Source organism: Brumimicrobium glaciale (assembly GCF_004152935.1).
Taxonomy (GTDB): Bacteria; Bacteroidota; Bacteroidia; order Flavobacteriales_D; family Crocinitomicaceae; genus Brumimicrobium; species Brumimicrobium glaciale.
Map to the genome: position 1 here is coordinate 140,101 of NZ_SETE01000005.1, position 25,661 is coordinate 165,761.

At 34.2% G+C, this 25,661-nt stretch carries 18 protein-coding genes; 6 read left to right on the forward strand and 12 right to left on the reverse strand.

Annotated features, from left to right (window positions below; translation table 11 throughout):
• Position 1: 1 nt before the first annotated feature.
• Together ERX46_RS12315 and ERX46_RS12320 are read right to left on the reverse strand one after the other, a co-directional pair.
• Positions 2–3,199, reverse strand: a complete 3,198-nt coding sequence (locus ERX46_RS12315; RefSeq protein ID WP_130094175.1) for a SusC/RagA family TonB-linked outer membrane protein — start codon at positions 3,197–3,199, stop codon at positions 2–4.
• A gap of 64 nt (positions 3,200–3,263) precedes the next feature.
• Positions 3,264–3,968: a DUF2064 domain-containing protein gene (locus ERX46_RS12320; protein WP_130094176.1), complete on the reverse strand. Its 705-nt coding sequence runs from the start codon at positions 3,966–3,968 to the stop codon at positions 3,264–3,266.
• Positions 3,969–4,381: 413 nt separating this feature from the next.
• Here ERX46_RS12320 and ERX46_RS12325 point away from each other — a divergent pair, with 413 nt between their 5' ends.
• On the forward strand, positions 4,382–5,794 hold the full coding sequence (locus ERX46_RS12325) for an AAA family ATPase (RefSeq protein ID WP_130094177.1): 1,413 nt from the start codon (positions 4,382–4,384) through the stop codon (positions 5,792–5,794).
• Between the two features lie 150 nt (positions 5,795–5,944).
• Here ERX46_RS12325 and ERX46_RS12330 read toward each other — a convergent pair whose 3' ends face one another.
• Complete coding sequence (locus ERX46_RS12330) at positions 5,945–7,714, reverse strand: agmatine deiminase family protein (protein ID WP_130094178.1); 1,770 nt, start codon at positions 7,712–7,714, stop codon at positions 5,945–5,947.
• A gap of 104 nt (positions 7,715–7,818) precedes the next feature.
• On the opposite strand from ERX46_RS12330, the gene ERX46_RS12335 reads away from it, so the two are divergent.
• On the forward strand, positions 7,819–8,775 hold the full coding sequence (locus ERX46_RS12335) for a hypothetical protein (RefSeq protein ID WP_130094179.1): 957 nt from the start codon (positions 7,819–7,821) through the stop codon (positions 8,773–8,775).
• Positions 8,776–8,914: 139 nt separating this feature from the next.
• On the opposite strand, the gene mutS is transcribed toward ERX46_RS12335, so the two are convergent.
• Positions 8,915–11,494, reverse strand: coding sequence for a DNA mismatch repair protein MutS (mutS, locus tag ERX46_RS12340; protein ID WP_130094414.1), 2,580 nt, complete (start codon positions 11,492–11,494; stop codon positions 8,915–8,917).
• A 135-nt stretch (positions 11,495–11,629) separates the two neighbouring features.
• Between mutS and ERX46_RS12345 the strand changes: the two genes are divergently transcribed.
• Positions 11,630–12,163, forward strand: a complete 534-nt coding sequence (locus tag ERX46_RS12345) for an RNA methyltransferase (RefSeq protein ID WP_130094180.1) — start codon at positions 11,630–11,632, stop codon at positions 12,161–12,163.
• A 445-nt stretch (positions 12,164–12,608) separates the two neighbouring features.
• Here the strand turns inward: ERX46_RS12345 and ERX46_RS12350 are convergent, their stop codons facing one another.
• The 5 genes from ERX46_RS12350 to ERX46_RS12370 form a co-directional block, all read right to left on the reverse strand.
• Positions 12,609–13,943: a T9SS type A sorting domain-containing protein gene (locus ERX46_RS12350; protein ID WP_130094181.1), complete on the reverse strand. Its 1,335-nt coding sequence runs from the start codon at positions 13,941–13,943 to the stop codon at positions 12,609–12,611.
• The gene (locus ERX46_RS17880; RefSeq protein ID WP_130094415.1) at positions 13,940–14,062 is read right to left on the reverse strand and encodes a T9SS type A sorting domain-containing protein; all 123 of its coding nucleotides are present in this window, start codon (positions 14,060–14,062) and stop codon (positions 13,940–13,942) included. The genes ERX46_RS12350 and ERX46_RS17880 overlap by 4 nt, the downstream gene beginning before the upstream one ends.
• A gap of 178 nt (positions 14,063–14,240) precedes the next feature.
• Positions 14,241–15,170: a GSCFA domain-containing protein gene (locus ERX46_RS12360; RefSeq protein ID WP_130094182.1), complete on the reverse strand. Its 930-nt coding sequence runs from the start codon at positions 15,168–15,170 to the stop codon at positions 14,241–14,243.
• 3 nt (positions 15,171–15,173) lie between these two features.
• Positions 15,174–16,460: a polysaccharide deacetylase family protein gene (locus ERX46_RS12365; RefSeq protein WP_130094183.1), complete on the reverse strand. Its 1,287-nt coding sequence runs from the start codon at positions 16,458–16,460 to the stop codon at positions 15,174–15,176.
• 103 nt (positions 16,461–16,563) lie between these two features.
• Positions 16,564–17,316 carry a DUF547 domain-containing protein gene (locus ERX46_RS12370; protein ID WP_130094184.1) on the reverse strand — a complete coding sequence of 251 codons (753 nt, stop codon included), beginning with the start codon at positions 17,314–17,316 and terminating at the stop codon, positions 16,564–16,566.
• Between the two features lie 23 nt (positions 17,317–17,339).
• Here ERX46_RS12370 and ERX46_RS12375 point away from each other — a divergent pair, with 23 nt between their 5' ends.
• Positions 17,340–18,032: a TIGR04283 family arsenosugar biosynthesis glycosyltransferase gene (locus ERX46_RS12375; RefSeq protein WP_130094185.1), complete on the forward strand. Its 693-nt coding sequence runs from the start codon at positions 17,340–17,342 to the stop codon at positions 18,030–18,032.
• Between the two features lie 129 nt (positions 18,033–18,161).
• Here the strand turns inward: ERX46_RS12375 and wecB are convergent, their stop codons facing one another.
• Complete coding sequence (gene wecB, locus ERX46_RS12380) at positions 18,162–19,310, reverse strand: non-hydrolyzing UDP-N-acetylglucosamine 2-epimerase (protein WP_130094186.1); 1,149 nt, start codon at positions 19,308–19,310, stop codon at positions 18,162–18,164.
• Between the two features lie 151 nt (positions 19,311–19,461).
• Between wecB and feoB the strand changes: the two genes are divergently transcribed.
• The gene (gene feoB / locus ERX46_RS12385; RefSeq protein WP_130094187.1) at positions 19,462–21,528 is read left to right on the forward strand and encodes a ferrous iron transport protein B; all 2,067 of its coding nucleotides are present in this window, start codon (positions 19,462–19,464) and stop codon (positions 21,526–21,528) included.
• Positions 21,529–21,570: 42 nt separating this feature from the next.
• Positions 21,571–23,982, forward strand: coding sequence for a CHAT domain-containing protein (locus ERX46_RS12390; RefSeq protein WP_130094188.1), 2,412 nt, complete (start codon positions 21,571–21,573; stop codon positions 23,980–23,982).
• Between the two features lie 364 nt (positions 23,983–24,346).
• Here the strand turns inward: ERX46_RS12390 and ERX46_RS12395 are convergent, their stop codons facing one another.
• Positions 24,347–25,057: a tetratricopeptide repeat protein gene (locus ERX46_RS12395; RefSeq protein WP_130094189.1), complete on the reverse strand. Its 711-nt coding sequence runs from the start codon at positions 25,055–25,057 to the stop codon at positions 24,347–24,349.
• On the reverse strand, positions 25,057–25,626 hold the full coding sequence (locus ERX46_RS12400; protein WP_130094190.1) for an RNA polymerase sigma factor: 570 nt from the start codon (positions 25,624–25,626) through the stop codon (positions 25,057–25,059). Before ERX46_RS12400 ends, ERX46_RS12395 begins: the two co-directional genes overlap by 1 nt.
• Between the last annotated feature and the right edge of the window lie 35 nt (positions 25,627–25,661).

Below are 25,661 nucleotides of genomic sequence, written 5' to 3' on the forward strand. Positions count from 1 at the left end.
CTTAAAATTTAAATTTAACTTGAATTCCATAACTTCTTGAGGATGGATAAGACAAGTCTTCTACTCCATAAATTTGAGAAGTTCCTTGCATAGCGCTTAGTTCTGGATCAAAATGCGGATTTTCTGTCCATGTAAATAAGTTACTTGCTACAATTCCAATTTTGAATTCCTGAATATTGAATTTGGAAACCCAGCTGTTTGGAAATGTATATGAAAGTCCGATTTCTCTGATTTTCAAATAAGAAGCATCGTATACAGAACTTTCTTCGTTTGCTCTATTATAGAATTGATTGTAATATTCTGCTGCCGAAACGGATGTTGTGTTTTCTTCATAAACAGGATTACTTTCTGTTCCAACATTTACTACACCATCACCTATAATTCCTTCTTCACGTCCATCAATAGTCTCCGCAAGTACTCCTGATGTTGAACCAACAGCCTTTGTTCTTGAGATTATTTCACCACCTTGACGCCAATCTAAAAGGATATTCAGTTCAAAACCTTTGTACTTAAATCTATTTCCAAATCCTACGATAAAGTCTGGATTGTAATTCCCTAAGTAACGCAATTCATTGTCACGAATAGGCAATCCATTCGCTCCGTAAATAACACGACCTTCATCAGTTTTCATAAATCCTGTTCCATACATGTCACCAATTCGTCCGCCATTTTCAGCATCTGCTATGTAAAAAACAGTGTTTTCAGCTGTAGTATATAAGCGCGCAAAACCTGTTGTGTATTGATCAATTCCTTCTGGCAATTCAGTTACATAACTTGCGCCTTTACTAAAGTTAGCGAAAGCAGTCCAACTAAAGTTTTGACGTTTAACAACAGTTCCTGTTAACATGATTTCAATTCCTTTACTTTGAATTTCTCCTCCATTGATCACCTGTCCAGAATATCCACTTGCAGAAGATGTTGGCAATGTGATAATTTGATCTTTTGCTGTGTTTTGATAAACTGTCACATCTACTCCTAATCGTTCTTTGAAGAAATACAATTCAACGCCTGTTTCCAAAGCATTAATTCGCTCGGGCTTTAAGTTTTCATTCAATAAAGTCGAACTATTTGTTAACAGCGGATAACTTCCATAATTTTGATTGAAAGAATAAGTATTTCTCAGTTGAAATGGACCTGTGTCAGAACCTACACTTGAAGTACTGGCTCTTAATTTTCCATAAGAAAACCATTTTGGTAATTCTATTTTTTCTGAAAACACAAAAGCTCCATTCACAGAATAATAAGCGAATGAGTTACTTTCACTCGGCAAAGTTGTTGACCAATCATTTCTTACTGTAAGGTCTAAGAATAAAAATCTATCAAAGCCAATTCCTGTTAATCCGTAAACTGAATTTATTTGTTTTTGAGCGTTAAATTGTGAGGCCTTCAATGCCACTTTTGAATTTTCAAAATTGTAAACACCAGGAACAGATAATTGTCCGGCCAATAAGCTTTTATACTTTGTTTCTTGCGTGAAATTATTAGCTCCAATTGCTGCATTAAAACTCCATTTTTCTCCGAAAGTGTTATCATATCCTAACATTAAATCGGTGTTTAATTCTGAAAAAGTCACATTGTCTTCTCTGTAAGCACCATTTTTAAAACGTTGTGTGCTAAAAGCTCTTTGTGAAGTTCTTAAATCCGCATAAGTGTCAATTCCTGATCTAAAACGAATATTCCAATGCTCTGAAATCTCATATTTCAAAATAGCATTTCCTAATAAACGATTTTTCTCAAATCCATTGCGATTTTCAAAGACATTAAAGTATGGATTATCTAGCCATTGTGTATTGTAATTGAACTGACGGAATCCTTCTTGACCTGACTGCCAATAATCTTCCGCTGCTTCTAAATCAACCTGTCTTCCCATCCAAAGGAAAGAATACATCACATTTTCACTTCCATATCCTAGACCTGGTCTGTGAGTAGAGGAAGAATTAATGAACGTTGCATGTGTTCGAATACTGAGTCTTTCAGAAAAATTATAGGTACTTGTAAAAGCCACATTATTTCTCTTAAAATCGGAATTTGGGAGCGTTCCTTGGTTATCTAATCGTGTGTATGACAAACGGAAACTTCCACTCTCGTTGGCTCCAGATAAAGCTATATTTTGCTGACTTGTAACTCCAGTGTTAAAAAAGGCTCTCACATTATCAGGATTTTCTGTCCACGGTGTTGCCGTAATTGGATTTCCTTTTCTAGCAATCACATCACCACCGCGCAATGGATTTCCGTTCTCATCAAAAGAAGCTCCATCATATTGTGTGATTAATTGACCGTTTAAAGCTGGACCAAAACTAACCAATCCACCATCACCGATTCCACCTCCAAGTCCATCTTCGTAGGCAAACTTCCCTCCAGATCCTTGTCCATAAGTATTTTGGAATTCTGGTAAAAAAGCAATTTGTTCGAAAGTGACACTAGAATTGATACTCACACCGATTCCATCGCTTCGTTTTCCTTCCTTTGTTTCAATAATAATAACACCTCCAGCAGCTCGAGAGCCATACAGTGCAGCTGCACTAGGTCCTTTCAACACATTAATGGATTCAATGTCATCAGCACTAAAGTCTCCAATTCCATTTCCATAATCTACTTCATGAAAACCAGATTCTAGATTCTCAGTATTATTAGCAATGAATTCATTACTCACCGGAACTCCATCCACAACAAAAAGTGGTTGATTATTTCCAGAAAGCGAAGTTTCTCCACGAATGATTATTCTAGATGAAGAACCAACTCCAGAAGAACCGCTTGTTGTTTGAACTCCCGCAACTCTTCCTGCTAGTGAGTTTACTAAATTGGGATGACGAACTTCTGTGATTTCTTCACCTTTCAAAGATTGAATTGCATAACCTAAATCTCTTTTACTGCGTTTTAAACCAAGCGCTGTAATAACGACCTCATCCAGTTCATTTACAGAAGAGACAAGTGTAATTGTCCAATCTATCTTGCTTTGTACCGAAAACCCTTGACTTTTATACCCAACTGCTGAAAACTGAATAGAGTCTGTGGCATTAACAACAAGTTGAAAAGCACCTTTTTCATCAGTTTCAGCACCTTGGTTTTCACCAATTATTTTTACTTTGACGTAAGGAATAGCTTCATTTTTTTCATTGAATACCACACCTTGTATTGTTTTTTGAGACAATACAGTTAAACCAACCATCAGCATGACGGTCGTTATGAAAAACTTCATTTCGAATTTGTTTTAGTTAAAATATTTTGAATTAGATTCCGATAATTTTCGGAGAGTATTGCTTTTAAGCAGCCGGTGAACCTCTAATTTCAGTAACGCCAATTTGAAGGGCGTTCATTTTTAACTGTCGATAATTATAGTGGTGTTTTATAGGTCGAATTAAGCCCAAGAAGAAATAATCTTCAATTAGGCATATTTCTTTTTCAATTAATTGTTGAATGAAGAGTTTTAAATCAGAATGAGTACTCAATTCAGTGTAAACAGTTTCCAATTGAAAATAACTACTTCCCTGGAAAATAGCGCGTTTTTCAATAGATTCCACAACTCGACTTGTACTCCAATCAACTGACTCAAAAGAACATTTTGAAAATGCGTATTTCGTTAAACCAATTGTATAAGCGCCGCCTAAATTTGTTTTGCCAACAACAACATCATGATTTTCAAAACAATGAACAACGTCGTGCAAAGTTTGACTCGATACTTGAGGTGTGTCATTTCCTAAACTAATAACGGCATCATAACCTTTTTCAAAAATAGATTTAAAGGCGTGTTTGAACCGTTCAGCGAAGGTATTTCCATGTTGATGAGATGAATCAATGATGAAATAATCGAAATCCGTCTGCTTTACGGTATTGACAATTCGCTTATTAAGATACTTAAACAAATGTACGTTCTTACTGCTCTCCCCTTTTACGAGTTGCTTGAGCTTGGATTCTTCGTAAGCATTTCGCACGAAAAGTAAAACCGCTATTTTATTTATATCTCTCAATTATGATTCTTATTCTACACCGTAATATAAGTGAATATCAGTATTATTATTTCATTAGAACAAAAAGATCAAGAAAAGGTTTAAAAATATTGGGGTATCTTTTTAGATATAAATTGAGAGTTACATTTTTTAATTCGAAATTGTTCCCCATGCATTTATGACGATATAGGTAAATTGGTTTACGAATCTAAACATATTAAAGGCTTGAATAAAACAGAGCTAGATTTAGAGTATCTTGCTACTAATGTCAATTTTCTAAAAAAAATGATCTAAAAAATGATATGCACAAAATAGTTATTGGTTAACAAAACAAACATATCAACATCATTTTAAAGCATTTATAGAAAAACACTATTTCTATACCCAGCCAAAAGTCATGAATAAACCCTACATTTGGCTAAGTATAGAATTTTATGAGAAAGATAATTGGAAGAGATAATGAACTTAAAACCTTGCAGCGAGCTATTGATTCCGACAGTTCTGAGCTTATTGCCATCTATGGTAGAAGGAGAATCGGAAAGACATTTTTAATTCGTGAAGCTTATAAAAAAGAAATAGTTTTTGAAGTATCTGGAATTCCTGATGGAACTTATAAACAGCAGATTTCTAATTTCCATAACAAAATTCTAAAGAGCTCTAAGAGATTCAAAAAAAGTAAAGAACCTAAAGACTGGCTTGAAGCTTTTTCTTTATTGGAAGAATATATTTCGGGGATTAAAAGCAAGAAAAAGAAAGTTATCTTTATTGATGAATTGCCTTGGATTCACACTCCTAAATCAAATTTCATTTCCTTATTTGCACATTTTTGGAATGACTACTGCACAAAAAGAGACGATTTAGTTGTTGTTATATGTGGTTCTGCAGCTTCCTTTATGATTAACAAAGTTATTAAGGACAAAAAGGGCTTACACAATCGAATCACTTACCCAATCAGATTATTGCCTTTCAATCTTCATGAAACAGAATTATTCTTGAAGTCTAAAAAAGTTAATTTGAGTAGGTATGATTATTTACAAATCTATATGGCTATTGGAGGAATTCCACATTATCTCGACAAGATAATTTCAGGTGATAGCGTCGCAACAGCTATTAATAGATTGTGTTTTAAATCCGGTGGAATTTTGGTAGATGAATTTGACATCGTTCTTTCCTCTTTATTCGATAATTCATCCAATCATGAGAAAATTGTAGAAGCTTTATCAAAATCAAAAAACGGATTAACAAGAGCAGAAATTGTTGCTAATACAAGTCTTAGTTCTGGAGGTACATTGACACGAACAATCAGCGAATTAACTGAATCAGGATTTATTTCAGAATACAAACCATTTGACAAAGTTTTAAAAGAAACATTGTATCGCTTGTCTGATGAGTATTCTTTGTTTTATTTGAAGTACATAAAAAACAATTCCGATGACAGTTGGACTGCCTTATTTAACTCACGCAGTTATATTTCTTGGGGTGGATTTGCATTTGAAGCGATATGTTTAAAACATACTCCTCAAATAAAAAAAGCATTAGGAATTGGAGGAATTAGCTCGAATAGTTCGAGTTGGAAAAATAAGAATGCTCAAATTGATTTGGTAATTGATAGAAGTGACAACTGCATTAATTTATGTGAAATTAAGTTCTCAACCTCAGAATACGCAATTAGTAAACAATACAAAGTTTCATTACTCAACAAGAAAAGTGAATTCATAAAAGAACTAACCACTAGAAAAAATATTTTCACCACTATGATCACCACTTTTGGAGTAAAAAACAATCAAAATAGCAACAATTCAATCGACAATCAAATCGCTATGGATTGTCTTTTTGAAAAGATTTAAAAATTCTATACCCAGCCAAAAGTGATGTTTAAACTATACTTTTGGCTGGATATAGAAATCAATGTAGAATAAAGAATCTCCAATGAAAACAAAGTCAATAAACTATAAATCAATGTATTGAAACATTAAAAAGATTTAAAAAACTCCTATCTACATAATAACCAACGAATGAACCTCTACTCTTTTATTCGAAACTATTCGAACAGAATAAGTTCCCTGAGCATATTTATTTGCATCAATAAAATGATTCTTTTCGCCTTGTGGAAACTTCCCTTCATATATAAGCTCCACTCTTCTTCCCATTCCATCCACTAATTCTATTAAACCTTCTTCATTTGCATTCGCTTTAACTGGAATTACAGTAATTGCAGAAGCTGGATTTGGATAAACTTCAAGTGATTCTATTTCTTCATTTTCAAGACTTGCAGCGGCAGCATCAAAAACAGTAAACTTCCAATATCCAGCAGGTGCTGGCATCGGACGTGCAATTGTTTTTCCGGAATTTGAAGTGGCTTCAATATAATAATGTACATCAACTTCTCCAATTTGAGCAGGAATGAACGCTTGCCAATCCTCATTTCCTATGTCTGTCATTGCAATTGATTGATAAGTTCCAGACACTCCTATTTTGTAATAAAGCGTTGCCGACGAAATTCCTGAACGATGAGAAATATAAGCAGTCGCTTGATAAGCATTGAGATTATCATACGTATCTCTCAAACGTTGGTGAGAAATCATCAATGGATTTTGAACACCAACAGAATGCGTAATACAATGAATTGCTCCTCCTGATGCAATTAAAGTTTCCCCAGAATCATAATCTACATTCACACCAACAATGTTATATCCAGGCATTGCTTCTTCCAAAATACGTTGTGCGATGGTGTCATATTCTTCTCTGTAAAAAGGAACAATTACCGTATTATTGACAAATAGTTGATTCGCATAAGTGCGGTAATGTCCATTATTATCGGGATAAGAACCACTTGTTGAAGGTGGCGCAGGAATTCTAATTACACGATAAGGTGTTCCATAAACGGAAGTAAAATTACTCAAGAGGTATTGGAGATTCGCTTCTATTTGTGGTCCATCAGCAACTCCTGCCGGATATTCACTTACCAAAAGTGTTTCCTCATCTATGAACTTTATCTGCATGTCAATGTGATCAATAGCGTCATAAGGCAAGCGTTCAACTTTTAGGTAACTCTCAATTCCCATAAAATCATTAAAAATAGCATTGAGATCTTGATCCGTTTTCGGAGTAACTCCATAGTTATTTGAAGCAGCATTTTCATCGAGAATTAACTTCGAAGAAACACTTGTTCCAAATCCATCGGTCATATAATTTCCTCCTGTCGCAATCACGTCAGTGGGAGAAGAAGTCATTTGATAAATAGGAATATTTAAGAAATTAGCATAAGCTTCAGGAGCTTGATTGTCTAACGGTCGTGGACGATTATAAATCCAATCGACTAAAATTAATGAATCGTTCCAATCTTTGTAAACTGAGTTGGCTGCATAATCTCGTAACCATATTGAGTTGAAATTATAATCTAGAAAAACCACATTGGTCATAGCAACACCAGCATTTTGCAAAATTGAAGTAACGCTATTTTCATTCGGAGTTAGAATCAAAACCTTACATTCGTTTACCGCTGCTGCCACAATTCCTGTCAAAGTTGTTGGATAGTTTTGATCCCAAGCCACCAATAAATATTCAATTTCTTCCCACTCAGCCATGGTACGTAAATTCCCAACTGGAGGAGTTGTTGAACCTCGCTCTGGAGAATAATCACTAAATTGATAGGTTGACATTTGAGCTTTTTCCGCATCAGTTAACCAACGTGGCAAAGATTCCTCTTGTGCTTTAAGTCCATAAAGTGAACAGCAAAGTAAGGCAAGTAAAATTAAGTATTTCATAAAATGTTGAATTTCATCTAAAACTACAAAAAAATAATTATTAATTAATGTTTAACGGATTGTTGATTACAACAATAAGATTTTAACCATATATTTGAATTTAAATGGAAGATGACAACCTTATAAACGAAAAACACTTTACAAAAGCTCTAAAAAATGGTGTACTCATAGATATTCTAGATGTTGAAAATGGTTTAAATTGTGATTGTGTCTGTCCTAGTTGTGAAACCCCAGTAGTAGCTTATAATAATCCAAAAAACAAAAACGCTCATCACTTTAAACATCACAATAAAAGAGATTGCCGTTTTTACTACGAGACTATGCTACACTATATGGCAAAGGAAATTATAGCTAAAGAACTAAAGTTAAAAGTACCTAAACATGAATTTTCTCTTTCAGATTCAGCAAGAGATTATCAATATAATTCAAATAGAATAGCTATTCCATATGAGTCAACTAGCATCTATGAAGTGAATTTTGATACTATAGAAGTAGAAAAATATCAAGACGGGATAAAACCAGATTTAATAGGAAAAATAAAAAATAAGGAATTACATATTGAAGTTGCGGTTACTCATTTCATAGATGATGAAAAGTTAAGTAAAATAGAGAGAAATGGAGTAACAAGTATAGAAATAGATTTATCTAAATTTGATCGAGAGATTCACGAAAAACAGCTTAAAATTGCCTTAGATGGAAATATAAAATTAATGAAATGGATAAATAACCAATATATTCAAGACAAAAAGCAACTGGCAGAAGAGAAGAAAATTAAAATTAGAGACTTTATCTACTCAAAAACCAAAGAAAAACCTGTTTATGGCAGGCAAAACATAATCTATAAATGCCCCTTAACAAAAAGTAAAGAAATATCGAAAAGTAATTGCTTGTCATGCAGGTTTATGTCTTACGAAAAAGAAACACTGCAAGTCATAAACTGGGAAGATCGTAAAATATATGAAAATAGTTTTATAGGATGCATAGGACATGTCAAAAAAGAATTTGATACGATACTTAAATTCAACGGAGTGAAAATAGGTGAAAATAATGCCTTTAATTAAATAAAATCTACTTAAAACAGAACTATTGATTTGACAAGCTAAAAAAAACCATCAACCCGTCAATCGATCCATCAAATTCGTAATTTCTAATTCGTAATTAATCCCCACGAATTCATAATTCAACATTCATAATTCATAATTACTTCCCGCTTCCCACCTTCTTCTTAATCTCATTTAATTTAAAAAGCGCCTCAACCGGTGTTAAAGTATCGATATCCATATTGGCCACCTCATCTCGAATACTTACCAAAATAGGATCGTCCAATTGGAAAAAGCTCAATTGCATGTCGGCAGAATTACCCGCTTCTTTGACTTTTTCTCTGTCTGAACCTCGGTTTGAAGCTTCCAATTCTTTTAACATTTTTGTTGCGCGTTCAATTACTGGATTTGGCATTCCAGCAAGCTTTGCAACGTGAATTCCGAAACTGTGCTCACTTCCTCCTTCAATCAATTTACGCAAGAACAAGATTTTCGTACCGACTTCCTTTACTGAAACTGTATAGTTTTTAATGCGAGGAAATTTATTTGTCATTTCGTTTAACTCATGGTAATGCGTTGCGAATAACGTTTTACATTTTGCTTGCGGATATTGGTGAATATATTCCGCAATTGCCCAAGCGATAGAGATTCCGTCATAAGTGCTTGTTCCACGACCAATCTCGTCCAAGAGCACTAAACTCCTTGGAGAAAGGTTGTTCAAAATACTGGCAGTTTCGTTCATTTCTACCATGAAAGTAGATTCACCCGAAGAAATGTTATCTGAAGCTCCAACTCTTGTAAATACTTTATCCACCAAGCCGAGTTTGGCAGTTTTCGCTGGAACAAAGCATCCCATTTGCGCCATGAGTGAAATCAAAGCAGTTTGACGAAGAATTGCACTTTTACCCGACATGTTTGGTCCAGTAATCATAATGATTTGCTGCGTGTCATTGTCTAAATAAACATCATTCGCAATGTAGTCTTCACCTACTGCCATTTGCTTTTCAATCACAGGATGGCGACCATCTTTAATGTCGATTGCGTAGCCTTCATTGAGTTCTGGACGATTGTAATTGTGTGTTTTCGAAACTTTCGCAAACGAATGGAAACAATCCAATTGACCTATTAAAAAAGCGTTGAACTGAATTGGCGTGATATATTCTGCCATTGACAAAGTCAGATCAAGAAAAAGTCTTCTTTCAATCAAATCAATTTTATCTTCTGCTCCTAGAATTTTTGTTTCGTAAATCTTTAATTCTTCAGTGATATAACGTTCTGCATTCACCAAAGTCTGCTTGCGAATCCATTCTTCTGGAACTTTATCTTTATGTGTATTTCGAACTTCTAAATAATACCCAAACACATTATTGAAAGCAACTTTTAAACTTGGGATTCCTGTTCGCTCCGCTTCTCTCTTTTGTAAATCTTCTAAGAAAGACCGTCCAGAATTAGAAAGTTTACGCAATTCATCTAATTCTTCATTAAAACCATCAGCAATAACTTTTCCTTTTCCAATTTGAATTGCAGCATCATCATCCAATTGCTCATTGATTAAAGCAATCAATTGTTCGCAAGGATTCATCCGATCTGCAATACTTAATAATGCTTTAGCATCTGTGCTTTTAAGAATATTTTGAATCGGCTCAATTTCTAATAAAGTATTCTTGAGTTGGTTCACCTCTTTCGGGTTCACTTTTCCTACTGCGATTTTAGAAGCCAAGCGTTCTAAATCATAGATATTACTCAAGCGCTGACTCAATTCAAAAGCAACCTCATCATTGGCGAGTAGAGCATCCACAGCATCCAATCTCGCTTCAATTGCTTTTAAATCTTTCAATGGCAAAACCATCCATCTTTTCATCATTCGACCACCCATCGGAGTAATCGTTTTATCCAAAACAGACAATAAAGTCGCGCCATTTTCATGCGGAGAATTAATCAACTCTAGGTTTCTCGTTGTAAAACGGTCTAACCACACATATTTATCTTCCTCAATCCTGCTGATTTTAGAAATATGTCCCAATTGTTTGTGCTGCGCTTCTGAAATATATTGTAGAATCGAACCCGCTGCTATTATTCCTTCTGTTAATTCCTCTACGCCAAATCCTTTAAGATTTTTGGTTTGAAAATGTTTATTTAATGATTCACGACCAAAATCTTCTGAGAAAACCCAGTCTTCTTGTCGGAATGTATAAAATCTTTCACCGAATAATTCTTTAAACTTTTGATCTTGTTGACGCGAATAAAGCACTTCACTAGGTTCAAAACCTTGCATCAATTTATCGATGTATTCTGAATTTCCTTGAGCGATTAAAAACTCTCCAGTTGAAATATCCAAGAACGCAACTCCATGTTCTTTCTTTCCGAGGAAAATAGAAGCTAGGAAATTGTTTTTGTTGTGTTCCAAAACCTGATCATTCATAGCCACTCCAGGAGTTACCAATTCTGTAACACCTCGCTTAACAATAGTTTTTGTCAATTTTGGATCTTCCAACTGATCACAAATTGCAACACGCTCTCCTGCACGAACTAATTTTGGTAGATAAGTATTTAAAGAATGATGTGGAAATCCAGCTAATTCGATATGCTGAGCAACTCCATTTTTTCTTTTGGTAAGCACAATTCCTAAAATACGAGAAGCCTTAATTGCGTCTTCTCCAAAGGTTTCATAAAAATCTCCAACACGAAATAACAATAATGCCGTCGGATGTTTAGACTTAATCTGATTGTATTGTTTCATCAGAGGAGTTTCTGCTGGTTTATTTTCTTTCTTTGTATTCGCCAAAATGAAATTGTTTGTGTTTATTTGCAATCTGTAAACATACAAGTTTCGTTGGAAAGTCCAATGGTTACACCGTTCCAGTTATTAATACTTATGAACAGAAAGTTAAAACTTTGGGAGTTAAATCGCCCGACAGTAGAGGAGTTTAAAGAGAAAGAGAAATTTCCATTAGTGGTTGTTCTTGATAATATTAGAAGTTTAGCAAATGTGGGAACGTTTTTCCGAACGGCTGATGCATTTAATGTGTCGAAAATTATTCTTGGAGGAATTACTGCTCAACCGCCTCACCGTGAGATTCAAAAAACTGCCTTGGGAGCAACGGAATCTATTGATTGGGAACACTATGAAAACTTGGTTGATTTGTTAAAACAGTATCAAGCCGATGGATATATCGTTTATGCTGTTGAACAAGCGGAAAAAACGCAAATGTTGCACGAACTAGAGATTAAAACTGAAGAAAAGCACGTTTTGGTATTTGGAAATGAAGTGGATGGTGTGCAGCAGGAAATTATTGACATTGCTGATGTGGTGTTGGAAATTCCACAGTTTGGAACGAAGCATAGTTTGAATGTTTCTGTTTGTGCTGGAGTGGTGCTTTGGGAGTTTGTGAGAACGATAGGGAAGTAAAAAAGAATTACGCGGAGTTTCGCAGAGGAGCAGAGTCCCTTACAACTGTCGGGACGCAGAGAAAAAAGAAGAGTGACGTGGAGATACGCACAGCAGAGATTTGCAAAGAGCGCCTGCGGCACTTAATTTTTACACAGAGATAAAGGCGTTGCACTGAGCCTGCCGAATGTGAGGTTTTTCACAGAGATTCACGGAGAAGAAAAAAAGAGACAAGTGATTTTGGAATTTCAGGTTCAAATTTAGAGTTAGGTGATTAATTCGAAGATAATATCTGTCTCCCTCTTTGGAGAGGAATTAAGGGAGAGGACATTTTATCAGTATAAATGACTCCTTAAAACCTTTACTTCCTTTGCGACTTCTTGGTGTTCATATCGGAATAATAGTTCGGGTTAAGCAATTCTCTAAACTATGTAACGTTAAAAATCTTACTCTATTAATTCGAGTACTAAATTTTAATCAGTTTTGAATGTCCAATCGAGTTTTCTGTAGCTACTTTCACCACATAGTTTCCTTTAGGAAACGAACTGATGTCTATAGTTGTTGTTTTTGAATTAACTTTCTGACTAGAAATTATCTTTCCGTCCATTGAAAATACTACCAACTCACGAATTAATTCACTCGATACAATATTAACTTTATTTTCTGATGGATTAGGGTATAATTCAAATGACAAGTTTGGATTTTCTTCAACTAGATTTGCTGTGATTTGATTGGTTAAAACTTGCGCTCCGTTTACCCCTCCACCATTAGTGGTTTTCCATAAATGCCAGTCATAGGTTATCAAGTTTTGAGAAACTAAAAAACCAACTGAATCATTTACAAACTCCATGAAACGAACATTCTCATTGATATTTCCGTTGAATGCATCGACATCATAAAATGTTTCTCCACCATCACAACTGCGCACATACCTCCCATCCAAAACCATGTGAATACATGAATTTGTAATTGCAATATCTGCAAGATTATACCTCTGAGGAAAATGAATGGCATTTTGTGCTCCAAGTGGCAAAACATCCATATTCAATGATGCGAAGTTACCGTTGTAGGGTGGTCCAAAGTCCTGGCCATTCGAAGCACGCAAAACAGAATACAATATATCGTTATGAAATTCAACTTGATAAACAAAACCATCGCAAAAACGTTCGAAGGGCTGTGATTGCCTATCACCTGAAATTGGGTCGTAAGTATATAAATTTAAACCGTTATGATAAACAAATCGATCATCCAACAAACCAAGACTATTGGGGTAAATGGTATCAACGTGCTGCCAGTTCTGACCGTAATCATTGGTGAAATACATGCCTTGTTGGTAGAAAAACATGCCTGTACTGTCGTTGATAAATGACAGTGACCTCTCTTTATTAAACCCTTGAATTGAATCAATGGTTTTTTCTGTCCAAGTAAGACCATTATCCAAAGACGAATGCAGTACTTTTCTTTGATAGGTTGGTGGATTAGTTGTTGAATACACATTGATTAGTGTGGAAAAGTACAAGTTCCCCCCTTCGGTTACAAAAGCATTATCGCGCATTATAGTTTGATTGAGAAAAAGTGTGGAATCCCAAGATTGTCCAAAATCGGTGCTATTATACACCATTGCGTTAATTGACGACCCTCCGTTGTAGGGTTCAGTAATAATCATCATGTCGCCGTTGTCGTTCATTTCGAAGACCTTTATATCAAACATACTATAATTACTCGGAATTTCAAAAACTGGGGTGAATTGAGCTTCACCCAAAGTTGCGAACAAACAAAAAAGAAATGTTAATCGAATCATATCTTAACTATTTTTGAATGTCCAATTGAGTTTTCTGTAGCTACTTTAATAACATAGTTTCCTTTTGGAAAAGAACTGATGTCTATAGTTGTTGTTTTTAATTGAGCTTTTTTCAGAATAGTAAATGTTTAATTTCGATTAAGTTACGAATAATTTATTAACTTTCAAAGCATTTATTTTAAGGAGAATTTGTGAGGGTTTTAGGAAGGTAACCGCAAAGATAGCGGAGGTTTACGCAAAGGTCGCTAAGAAAAAAGTGAAAAAGATTGAGTATTACAACTTTGCGAACTCCGCGCCTCAGCGGTTAAAACTTGGAAATCTACGTTTAAAATCCTCCAACTTCTTTTCCCGCTCAACTTCAAACTGCTTAGCTGCTTTTGATTCCGGATGCAAGGATTTATGTTCAAACAACATTCTGATTTTCTCGTATTCCTGAGAAATCATATTTGTTTCTGATGTAAAATAAGTTGATTTGAAACGATTCCATATCTCATCAACCGCAATTTCATTAGGATGAACTCCGTCTTTTCCATAAAATCCATAATCGCGCATTTCATCCGTCATCAATTCATACGCTGGGAAATAATCAACATTAGCATATTTGTCATTCAATTCGTGAACGGCATTTAATAATACAGCTTTGCTTCTAGAATTCTCCACTATTCCATCTTTTGTATGACGAACTGGACTTACAGTAAAAATAATTTTCGTTTCACTTTCAGACTTTAACCGCTCAATTACTTCACTCCATTTTTCAGTAATTTCTTCAATGGAAAGCAAACGTTTTTCGAAATCAGTATTCGGGGCTTTATGGCAATTGGCAACTATTTGATGAGTTGAAGTTTTTTCATAAACCCAAGCTGTTCCAAAAGTCACAAATAGAACTTTCGCAGTTGATAGATTCTTTAAGTATTCATTTCTTAAATCAACAAGTTTAGTTTTTAATTCATCTTGATTATAAGCAAAGCAAGTACTATTCGCTAACCATGAAAGTGAAACTCCATCTCTTTCGAAAACTGAATCTTTTAAAAATTCATCATTTTCCAAAAGTATTTCAGCCAAGGAAATTGGATTAAAAACAACTCCAAATGGATTCGCTTGAACATTAAAGCCAGAACCCGTCATTTTTTGAGACAAATGCTCAGAAAAACAACTTCCTAAGAATAGAAAATTAGATTGATAATCAATTAAATGATGCTGCGGAATTTCAACTTTAGTTTTGCGCATAATTTAATCATTGGTAAGCGTTTCTTCTAATACTCTGCTCCAATTTTTCCATTTTCCATAATCTCCAATGGTTTCATTGTGCCAAAGTGCTACAAAGTTTCCTCCATAAATTCGCACCTCTTTTTTGAGTTTTTTGACAGTTTTAATCGCTTCATCTACATTTAATTCCATATACTCATTCAACGTTCCATCCATATATGAGATAGGATGAAGCCTTAACTTTGATGGTCTATTTTCTTTTAAATTATACCAAATAAATGGTCGCGCTATTCCAGCTCTAAATCCTATTTGATCAGCATATCCCAATGAATAATCATCGGTAAAACCAACTTTCTCTAAATCTGCAAAAGTATAAGGTAATCTAACTTTCAAAAAGTGCTGACGTGTATTGGTAACTTCTTTAGTTAGAATTTCTTCTATCCTTGCTTTCTCGTCACGCAAAATAACTTTAGAAGTATTTGATTGATAACTTGGATGCAAGCCAACATCAGCATATTCATTCACTTCATTTATTAATCTGCGGTGATGAAGATTATCATAATCAACATTTCGGTCATAAGTATTGTAATCTCCTAGTAACCAGAAAACCTTTACATCAAATCCTCTTTTGGCTATTCCTTCGATTATATCGTAAGTGTCGTAAGGATCTTTCTTTAATCCAGCCAAAACTTCTTGGCGTTCTTTTAAACGAAATCGGTCATATTTCAGAAGATCTTTGGCAATACTCATGTATTTTCTCCAACCTTTTTTCAATCGATAAGCATATACATTATCAATATCAAAAGATGGAATCACTTCGAAAGGAATTTTATTTGCATTGAGAGAACATCCATTTTGCGACTCAACAAAAGAAATAAACAGCTCAGACCAACGCTCAACAACCAACTTATTAAGCCAATTCATTTTAAACAAAAGTGATTTAGCACCGACATTTCTGTCGTGTTCATCAGTTTCTTCATTCAAATAATCGTCGTATAATGAAATAACATAGAAAATGCTTCCTAAAACATCCGGAACACCATCAATACTGAGTAATTCTTGGTTATTCCATTCAGATTTAAGCACAATATGCTTTAATATCTCCTCTTCAAATAAGATAGTGGAAGGATAAATAGTCGCGTCTTCTTCAAATACTCTGTCCTCAGAATAAGCCAATTTAGGAAAAGGCGCATCCTTAAAGCTTTTGACATCATTCACCAATCGGTATTCGATATTTCTATCATCGAAAATTACCGACAAAGTGTAGGTCAAGCGTCTAGAAATTTGATCTGCATAGATTGTGAGCATCATATTATGCTAATCTACTTATTTTTTGAAATATTTCGGATTTTTGGGTTGATATTTTTTTTGTAGAGGCACAATGCATTGTGCCTCTACAAAAAAAACATCCTATCTATTTCGCTTCATTCAAACTCCAATCATAATCTTGGTAAGTAATTTCAGCACCTGGCTTGATTTTTACTTTCGAATACTTATTGATGTAAGCAATTACTGAAGGAGCATTATTTTTGAAATCTCCTGAGAACCATTTAAACAGAGAAGAAACATCTGCTTTATCTTCTGCAATGGTATTTTTAGTTTTGTCATTGATGAAACTTTTCATTTGTTCATCCATCTGCTCCTCAACTTTATCTCCTGTAAAAGCTCCTTTACGCAAAGCTGGACAAGAAACTGAAGCACAATTTACAACTGCATGAACTCTGGCATCATCCCAATCTTTTCTTAAGATATTGTGTTCGATGTTGTTCAAATCATAAGTCTCATCACCCAAATGAATGAATTTTATGTCCCATGATGTGTTCACACGATAAACAGAACCACCCAAATCTTTAATGGATTTAACTGGATAATTTCGAATAATCAATTGAATGGTAAATGCATTATAAGCGTTAATCCAATAAGCTTTTTTCTGACCAGATGTCCATTTCTCATTAGGATGATTATCAGCCAATTGCTTTAGGTAGGAATTCAATTTTGTAGAATCTTTTGTAAACCCTTTATAGTTTACAAAACCATCATCTGTGACATATTTCTTGGTGAGCTGATCCCACTTTTCATGCTTATGCACTGATTCATCGGTTTGTGCAAAAGATTGCGTTGCGATAGAAAGTAAAAAGAAATAAGGTAAAATTTTCAATATAAACATATAAGTATTTTAAATTTGTACTAATGAAACATTCAATAATCATTCCAACGCTTAACGAAGAAGAGAAGATTTCTCAACTTTTAAGCTTCCTTTCGGCAAATGCCTTATCCAATACAGAAATTGTTGTGGTGGACGGTGGAAGTAAAGATAAAACAATCGAATTGGTAAAAAGGTTTAGCAATGTTAATTTAATAGAAACCAAAAAGGCTTCCAGAGCATTTCAGTTAAATGAAGGCGCACGTCAGGCAAAAGGAGAAATTTTATACTTTGTTCATGCTGATGTGCTTCCTCCTGAGACATTTGAAGAGGATATAAAACATTCTATTACCTCTGGAAATGATTTTGGCTGCTATAGATTTGTTTTTGACAAGAACGCTTTAATGCTGAAATTTAATGCTTGGTGGACACGCTTCGACTTTATGTTTTGCAGAGGCGGAGATCAAACTTTATTCGTAACAAAAGACGTATTTCAAAAGTTGAACGGTTTCGATGAAAACTTCGTTATCATGGAAGACTTTGACTTTATTCTAAGGGCCAGAAAGCAATTTAAATTCCGAATTGTACCCAAAGATGTAGTCGTTTCGGCACGTAAATACAAACTAAACTCCTATTTCAAAGTCAATATGGTTAACTTGTATAGCTATTGGTGTTTTATGTTTGGAAAATCACCTGAAAAAATCAGAGATAATTATAAGAATTGGTTGACTTTTGATTGATTGAATTGGTTGACTTTTCAAATCAAATGATGCTTTGATAATGAAAAGGACGATTTGCAAATCGTCCCTACATTGTATCTTCGTACAATGTGTATCCAATTGAATTCTTGAATTCTTGAATTTCCCAATCTAACACCATTCCAAAATCTCTCCAGCAATAAACTCAGCTGCTTTTCCATCTCCATATAAACTTGGAAACTCTGCTCCTTTTTGACCCATCATACTTTTTACACCTTCAACAATTCTATTTTTATCAGCATCAGTAATCACAGCAACGCCTTGTTCAACGATTTCAACCCATTCTGTTTCTGGACGTAAAATCACACATGGCTTTTTGAAGAAATAAGCTTCCTTTTGTAATCCTCCACTGTCTGTAATAATCAATTGACAATTCTTTTCTAATGAGATTATCGTTAAAAATGAAACTGGAGGTATAATCTTAAATTGCTTACATTCTTTAATTTTCCGATGAAATTCATCTGAGAAATGTGATTCCATACATTTATGAGTACGCGGATGCAAAGGCAAAACAATCAAATGACTTGGATAAGTTTCTATGATTTCTAAAAAAGCTTCAAAAATAGCTTTCAACTTCTTTGGATCATCAGTATTCGCACCTCTGTGAACAGTTGCCAAGAAGTAAGGTTTATGATGTAAATCCAATTCTTGATGAGTCGTCAAATTCTCCGCAGCAATTTCAGAAAAGTACAAGCTGTTGTCATACATGATATCGCCACTGTGATAAACTTTAGGATTATCAGCATTGAACGGCGCAACATTATCTAATTTAAAACCTTCATTCTTTAAATGTGAAACTCCTGTTTTCGTTGGTGAAAACAACAAGGTCGAAACATGGTCACACATAATTCTATTGATTTCCTCAGGCATAGATTTATTGAAACTTCTCAAACCTGCTTCTATATGAACAATTGGAATTCCCATTTTGGAACCTGCAATTGCGCCTGCTAAAGTTGAATTTGTATCACCATAAACAACAATCGCATCTGGTTTTTCTTTAGTGAACAACTCTTCTAAACCGGTAATCATCTCAGCAGTTTGAGCGCCATGAGATCCTGAACCGATATTCAAATTATAGTCAGGTTTTGACAAGCCCAATTCTGCAAAAAACACCTCCGACATTTTTTCATCATAATGCTGACCTGTATGCACTAAAACTTCTGTCAACTGATCTGCATACATAGTTTTAATCGCTCTAGATAAAGCTGCAGATTTGATAATCTGTGGTCGTGCGCCTATAATTGTGATGATTTTTTTCATTCGGTGTCATTTGATTGGCGAAAATAATCATTTTGTTTGGGATTTATGGAAAACATTGTAACGCCACAATGTATTGTGTCGATACATATTTCCATAATACCCTAAACTCGGTATCCCAAAACCAATAAATTTTCAACACTTTTGCACTACAATGGGGAATAAGAAGAAAATTGCATTGGTTGGGAACCCAAATTCGGGAAAAACATCGTTGTTTAATCAATTGACGGGGTTAAATCAAAGAGTTGGGAATTATCCTGGAGTTACTGTTGACAAGCGTTCGGGAACAATTAAGTTACCAAATAATGAAGTTTGTGAATTAATTGACTTACCGGGAACTTATAGTTTGTCGTCAAAAAATGATGACGAAAAAGTTGTTCAAGATATTCTTTTGAATCCAAAATCAGCTGCTTTTCCTGATTTAATCATCATTGTGCTTGATGGAACTAATCTTGCCCGAAATCTATTTTTAGCTTCTCAGGTTTTGGAATTAGGAATTCCTTCGATAATGGCCATTAACATGGTTGACATTGTTGAGAAATCTGGAGATCAATTGAAAATTAGAGAAATTTCAGAATTTTTTGATGTTCCAACGACTGCAATCTCTGCAAGAAAAAATAAAGGGATTAAAGAATTGTTGGAATTAGCTACTGCTGAAATAATACCTTCGACTAAATCCCTTTTCAAAAAAGACAAATACGCGAATTTATTGGCAGATTCAAAACATTTATTTGAATCGACAACGCCCTATATGTTGTATAAGCAAATCAATAATGCCAAAACCTTATTGCCTGAAAAAGGATTAGAAGAATTAAATGAGATTGTTAAAAAGAACAACTTTGAACCATTAAAAGAAGAAATTCTTGAAATTAGTGACCGTGTTTCAGTGGTAAATAATGCAAGCACAACATTTTACATCAAGAAATCTAAAGAGAAGAAAAGAACAATTACCGATAAAATTGATAAGTATGTAACACATCCATTTTGGGGATTCTTTATCTTCTTAGCCGTGTTTTTTGTGCTCTTCCAAGCCATATTTACATTCGCATCTTATCCAATGGATTTAATCAATGATGGAATTGTAGATTTAGGAATTTGGGTTGGTAATCTCCTCCCCGACTCTTGGTTTGCTGACTTTATCGCTGATGGAATTTTCGCAGGATTAGCTGGAGTTCTGGTTTTCGTTCCGCAAATTATGATTCTCTTTGGATTAATCGCGATTTTGGAAGACACTGGATATTTGTCGAGAGTAAGTTTCATGACAGACGGTTTACTAAAACGCTTCGGAATGAATGGAAAATCCGTTATTCCATTGGTTGGAGGATTCGCATGTTCTATTCCTGCAATCATGGCAGCACGTTCTATTGAAAACAAAAGAGAACGTTTTATAACCATTTTCATTATTCCATTGATGGCGTGTTCTGCGCGTTTGCCTGTTTATGTTTTCTTGGTTTCATTCATTGCTCCCGACGAATATGTTTGGGGCTTTATTAGCGTTCAAGGGTTATACATGATGGGACTTTATCTACTTGGATTCGCTGTTGCCTTAATGGTAGCCATGGTGATTAACATTTTCACTAAAAGAGACAGTGACGGAAGTTTTATTTTAGAATTGCCAAATTACAAAATGCCGAGTTTGAGAAACGCATTGAATGCAATGATCAACAAAGGGAAAATCTTTGTTTTACAAGCAGGTAAAGTGATTCTAATTGCTTCGATTATTCTATGGGTACTTTCATATTTTGGTCCAGGAGATCGTTTTGAGAAAATCGAAGATAAATACACAACATTAATTGCAGAAAATGATGTGTATGCGGATTCATTGTACACGAAAATGAGCAGTGAAAAGTTAGAAAATTCTTACTTGGGAATAATGGGAAAAACCATAGAACCAGTTATTCAACCATTAGGCTTTGATTGGAAAATTGGAATTGCAATCGTCGCGTCTTTTGCAGCACGTGAGGTATTTGTTGGAACAATGTCTACGATTTACAGTGTCGAAGGCGGTGAAGAAAATGAGAAAGGTTTAAGAGCCATTAAATTCTCCTACGCTACCGCATTTTCATTATTAATATTCTATGTTTTTGCATTGCAATGTATGAGTACAATCGCTATTGTAAAACAAGAAACGGGGAGCTGGGGAGTTGCAGCAATACAATTTTCAGTGTTCACAGGAATTGCTTATCTTGCTTCATGGTTAACATTTACTTTACTGGGATAAATAGCTTTATGCAATGATAAATTGGTAGATTAATAAGAAATATTGGGGAGGATTTTTTACATATTATTCGTTTTAATTAGCTTAAATAGTTTAAGTCAATCAAAAACAGAAACGAAAAAGAACGAAATCCATACTGACATACAAGTCAAATCATTAGCATCAGAAATCAACAATCCAACTAATGAATCCAATATTTTAAAAGCAAAACATTTCAAAGAAAAGGGAGATATTGCTGTTCGACAAGGAGATATTGATTACGCACATGAATGTTGGGAGAAAAGCAATATTTACCGTTCAAAGGCTTATCCATTAGGAGATTATCATTTGGTTTGGAACACTGCTCAATTGACAATTTATCATCACTTAAATAAGAACTACGCAAAATCTATAGCATTAGCCGATGAGACAGTTGAGCTTATTTCTGGACTAACTGTAGAACAACAGAATGAGATAGAAATTTACAAAATCTGGAACATTCTAGGTCAGACCTATAAACAAGCTAAAAAAGATCTATCGTTTACAGAAACTCAAAAGCTTTACGAAAGAGTTACCGCTTATTATTTAAACTCTGTTCAATTTATTCAAGAACATAAAATAGACGACACAGAACTTGCTGGAACCTATAGATTATTGGGGAATTCTTACACAGATTTAATTTTCAGAGCCTTACAAAATGACAAGGAAATTGCATTGGATTATTACAATAAAGCGACTAATTATTATGACAAATCTATCGCCATAGCGAAATTGCTTTTAGATGATGAACATTATCAATTATCGAAGAATTATTTCGTTCAAGGTTTGCTTAACTATTATGTGAAAGATCAGCTTGATATAAATTCTTCTGAACGTTCAATTCACTATTACGAATTGGCTGTTGAAGCTTACGGAATTGACATTAATAAGCCGTTAAAAAAGGATTTAGAACCGATAGTAAGTAAAAATACTTTCTTAATGCTGCTTAAACATCTAACGCTGGCTTATCTCGTAGAGTTCAAAAAGGATCAATCCTTAACATGGTTAGAAAAGGCTGAAAAAGTCAATCAGATTGCCATAGATGCTTGGTCGGCAATTCATAATCAATACATGAGTAATAACATTAATCAAACCTTATCTGTTTATGAATTAGTTCCTTTTATTGAAACTATTTCTATTGAATTATTCAAGCAAAAATCAAAACTAAATTATGATATAAATGTCATTTTCAAAGCCAATCAAAAGCTAAAATATTATGACCTTTTGAAATTGGATAAAAACAATAAAAGTCTGGTTTCTGATATCAGTATTCACCAACTTCAGGAAAAATTAAAAGAGAATGAAGTATTTTTAGACTTTCATATTTCGGAAGAGGCTAAACGAGTAATTGCGTTGAGATTTACTTCTACAACTGCTGAATTAATAACACTTCCATATCTTAAGAGAGAGATATTTGAAGAAACAATTGAAGGATTTTTAAACGCTATAAAAACTTTTGACTTTAACTCATACACGAGTTCCGCTCATACAATTTATGAATCTTGGATGAAGCCTTGTAAAATAGATGATAGCGATTTAATTCTTTGTTTAGATGGTGTTTTGAATAACCTTCCTTTTGAAGCGTTATTGACCTCAAAAAACAATTGGGACAAGAAAGATTATCGTGAATTGGATTACTTGATCAAAAAGAATCAAGTTCAATATGTGTTGAATCCACAAATGTTTCGAGATAAGCAAAGTGATACTAAGAGCAAGAAACAATTTAATCTACAAGCGTTTATTCCTGAAAACGTAAACTTCAGCTCACTCCCATTTAGTCTGAAACTGGGTGAAAATTTAGAAAGAAATTCAAAAGCGCAATTATTTGCCTCAGATAAGGCTACAAAAAGCAGCTTTATCAAACTGAACAGTTCTATTGTTCACTTAAGCGGTCACGGCGTTATTTCAGATCAAAATGTTATGGATAACCATTTGGTATTTAGTGATTCTTTGCTCTATTTGAACGAGTTAATGAACATTGAAAACATCCCTTCTTTGGTGATTTTAAACACTTGTAATTCAGCAATTGGAAGGATTTATTCAGGTGATGGAATAAATGGATTTGTTAGAATGCTAAGCAGAATGGGGGCTGAATCCGTAATGAGTAACTTATGGGAAGTCGATGATCAAGCATCAAATGCCTTATTGCATGATTTTTACGAAGAATTGATTAAAGGAACGGTAACAACTCATTCATTAACAAAAGCTCAACTAGAACTTATCCAGAATGCAAACAGTTCAAAAAGTGCAGCTCCATACTATTGGGCTGCACATAGATTGGTGGGTAATGAACTTTCTTTTAATAAAATTGAAACAAACCAGAGCTCTAGTTCCACTAGACTCTGGCTTATTTCAGCATCAGTATTACTGATTTCCTTAGGTGTGTTAGGTAAATATTTTTATCGAAAATCGAAAAAATCTACTGCTCATCGCTTTTGATCATTGGATTTCACTAAGTGTTAAATCAACCGCAATTCTCTTCTTAATAAATCTAAAAAGTAAAAGGTAAGTGAGAAAGTGAAATTCTTTTTTAAAAATAAATTTAGGAGAGAAAAATAGATTTTAATATTGATGCATCTTATCAGCAATTAGTAATTATTTCCTGCGGTAGGGACGGTTTGCAAACCGTCCGTACATGAAATTATTTAAATTGAGATAAGATTATTTTGAATAAAGATTTTTAAGAATCCTTTTCTTGGAGATGAAATCGCAATTAAAGACGAGCAGGGGAGAATTTTCTTTGGAGAAAAAAAATACTTTAAAAAGGCTTAAAAATGTTCGCAATCAGTTTTGAGTAAAAACCCTACTTCAACGCTTCCAAAATCAAATTAGCCTCATCAGAAAAAGCACTCTTCACCTCCACTTGATTTTTCAGAATAACTTTAGCCGAAGTCAAGTCCTCTTTTAATATGGAAATCAAAGCCAATCTAAATTGTGCTTCCTCATAGAACGAGGAATTAGTGTCTATTTCATTAAAGTATTCTAACGATGAGGAATAGTCTTTTCGTTCATAATTTACCACTCCCAAATAGTAATGAGCAGTATCTGACTCAATCGGTTTCAATAACTTTTCTGCTTTATCCCATTCTTCGAGTTTGAAAGCATTCATCGCTTCATCATACTTTCTTTTTTCGCTCATTTTCACTGGTAAGCCTGCTTCATAAGGCCAATACTGAGCTACTAGATCTAATGAATTAGTATTGTGATTGTTGAAAACAAATAGTCCGAAAATAATGATCGCTGCAGCTCCAGAAATTAACCACCATTTAATGGAAAGAACTTTACCTTTCATTTTCGAATCATCTAAGCGTTCATCAATTTCTGAAAGTTTAGATTTCATTTCAGCTCTAAAATGTTTTTTCAAACCTGATCTTACAGATTGGTATTGTTCAAACTCAATTTTAAAATTAGCATCACCATTTAATCTTTCTTCAAAAACAGAAAGTTCCTCAGTGGAAAGATTTTCCTTTAGGTAATTTTCAAATAAATCGATATTTTCATTTTCTGGATTCATCACAGATACATTTTCTCTTTTAGTTCATTTAATTTCGAAATCAACTTTTTCATACAAAGTGACTTCTTAGATTTTGCAGTATTAGCGTTTTTATAATTCATCTCTACTGCTATGCTTTCCATATCATATTCGTTAAAGTAGTACAACTTCAACACCTTCTGACAGTCGGCAGCCATTTCCGAAATTATTGATTGAATTTGTTCTTGCGTAAAAGCTGCTTCATCTTCCTCAACAAAACTTTCATACTCCTGCCCTTTAATCAATTGAAGATCCTCTAGGTAAGTGAGTCGCTGTTCTTTTTTTAAGATATTAAGTACTTTGTTCCTTCCAATTTGAAATAAATAGGTTTTTGCTGAGGAAGTTAATTCTACAAGTTTTCCTGTTATGATATTCTGATAAAAGTCCAGTATTGCCTCCTGGAAGGCGTCTTTTGATTGTTCGTTTTGGGTATTGAAATTCTTAGCTGAAAAAGCAATAAACTCATTGCGGTATTGTTCATACAAGCTATTGAGAATATCATCGTTTCCTGACTTTATTTCCTGAATGATATTTTGAAAATTTTCTCCCAACGCAACCTATCTTTAAATCTAAAGTAATCAACTTA

Bases quoted from the DNA above. Each gene is read 5' to 3' on its own strand.
- wecB (WP_130094186.1), bottom strand. From the start codon at position 19,310: ATGAAAAAAATCATCACAATTATAGGCGCACGACCACAGATTATCAAA.
- mutS (WP_130094414.1), bottom strand. From the start codon at position 11,494: ATGAAACAATACAATCAGATTAAGTCTAAACATCCGACGGCATTATTG.
- ERX46_RS12375 (WP_130094185.1), top strand. From the start codon at position 17,340: ATGAAACATTCAATAATCATTCCAACGCTTAACGAAGAAGAGAAGATT.
- ERX46_RS12325 (WP_130094177.1), top strand. From the start codon at position 4,382: ATGAGAAAGATAATTGGAAGAGATAATGAACTTAAAACCTTGCAGCGA.
- ERX46_RS12335 (WP_130094179.1), top strand. From the start codon at position 7,819: ATGGAAGATGACAACCTTATAAACGAAAAACACTTTACAAAAGCTCTA.
- ERX46_RS12360 (WP_130094182.1), bottom strand. From the start codon at position 15,170: ATGCGCAAAACTAAAGTTGAAATTCCGCAGCATCATTTAATTGATTAT.
- ERX46_RS12370 (WP_130094184.1), bottom strand. From the start codon at position 17,316: ATGTTTATATTGAAAATTTTACCTTATTTCTTTTTACTTTCTATCGCA.
- ERX46_RS12330 (WP_130094178.1), bottom strand. From the start codon at position 7,714: ATGAAATACTTAATTTTACTTGCCTTACTTTGCTGTTCACTTTATGGA.
- ERX46_RS12365 (WP_130094183.1), bottom strand. From the start codon at position 16,460: ATGATGCTCACAATCTATGCAGATCAAATTTCTAGACGCTTGACCTAC.
- ERX46_RS12395 (WP_130094189.1), bottom strand. From the start codon at position 25,057: ATGAATCCAGAAAATGAAAATATCGATTTATTTGAAAATTACCTAAAG.
- ERX46_RS12315 (WP_130094175.1), bottom strand. From the start codon at position 3,199: ATGAAGTTTTTCATAACGACCGTCATGCTGATGGTTGGTTTAACTGTA.
- feoB (WP_130094187.1), top strand. From the start codon at position 19,462: ATGGGGAATAAGAAGAAAATTGCATTGGTTGGGAACCCAAATTCGGGA.
- ERX46_RS12350 (WP_130094181.1), bottom strand. From the start codon at position 13,943: ATGATTCGATTAACATTTCTTTTTTGTTTGTTCGCAACTTTGGGTGAA.
- ERX46_RS12345 (WP_130094180.1), top strand. From the start codon at position 11,630: ATGAACAGAAAGTTAAAACTTTGGGAGTTAAATCGCCCGACAGTAGAG.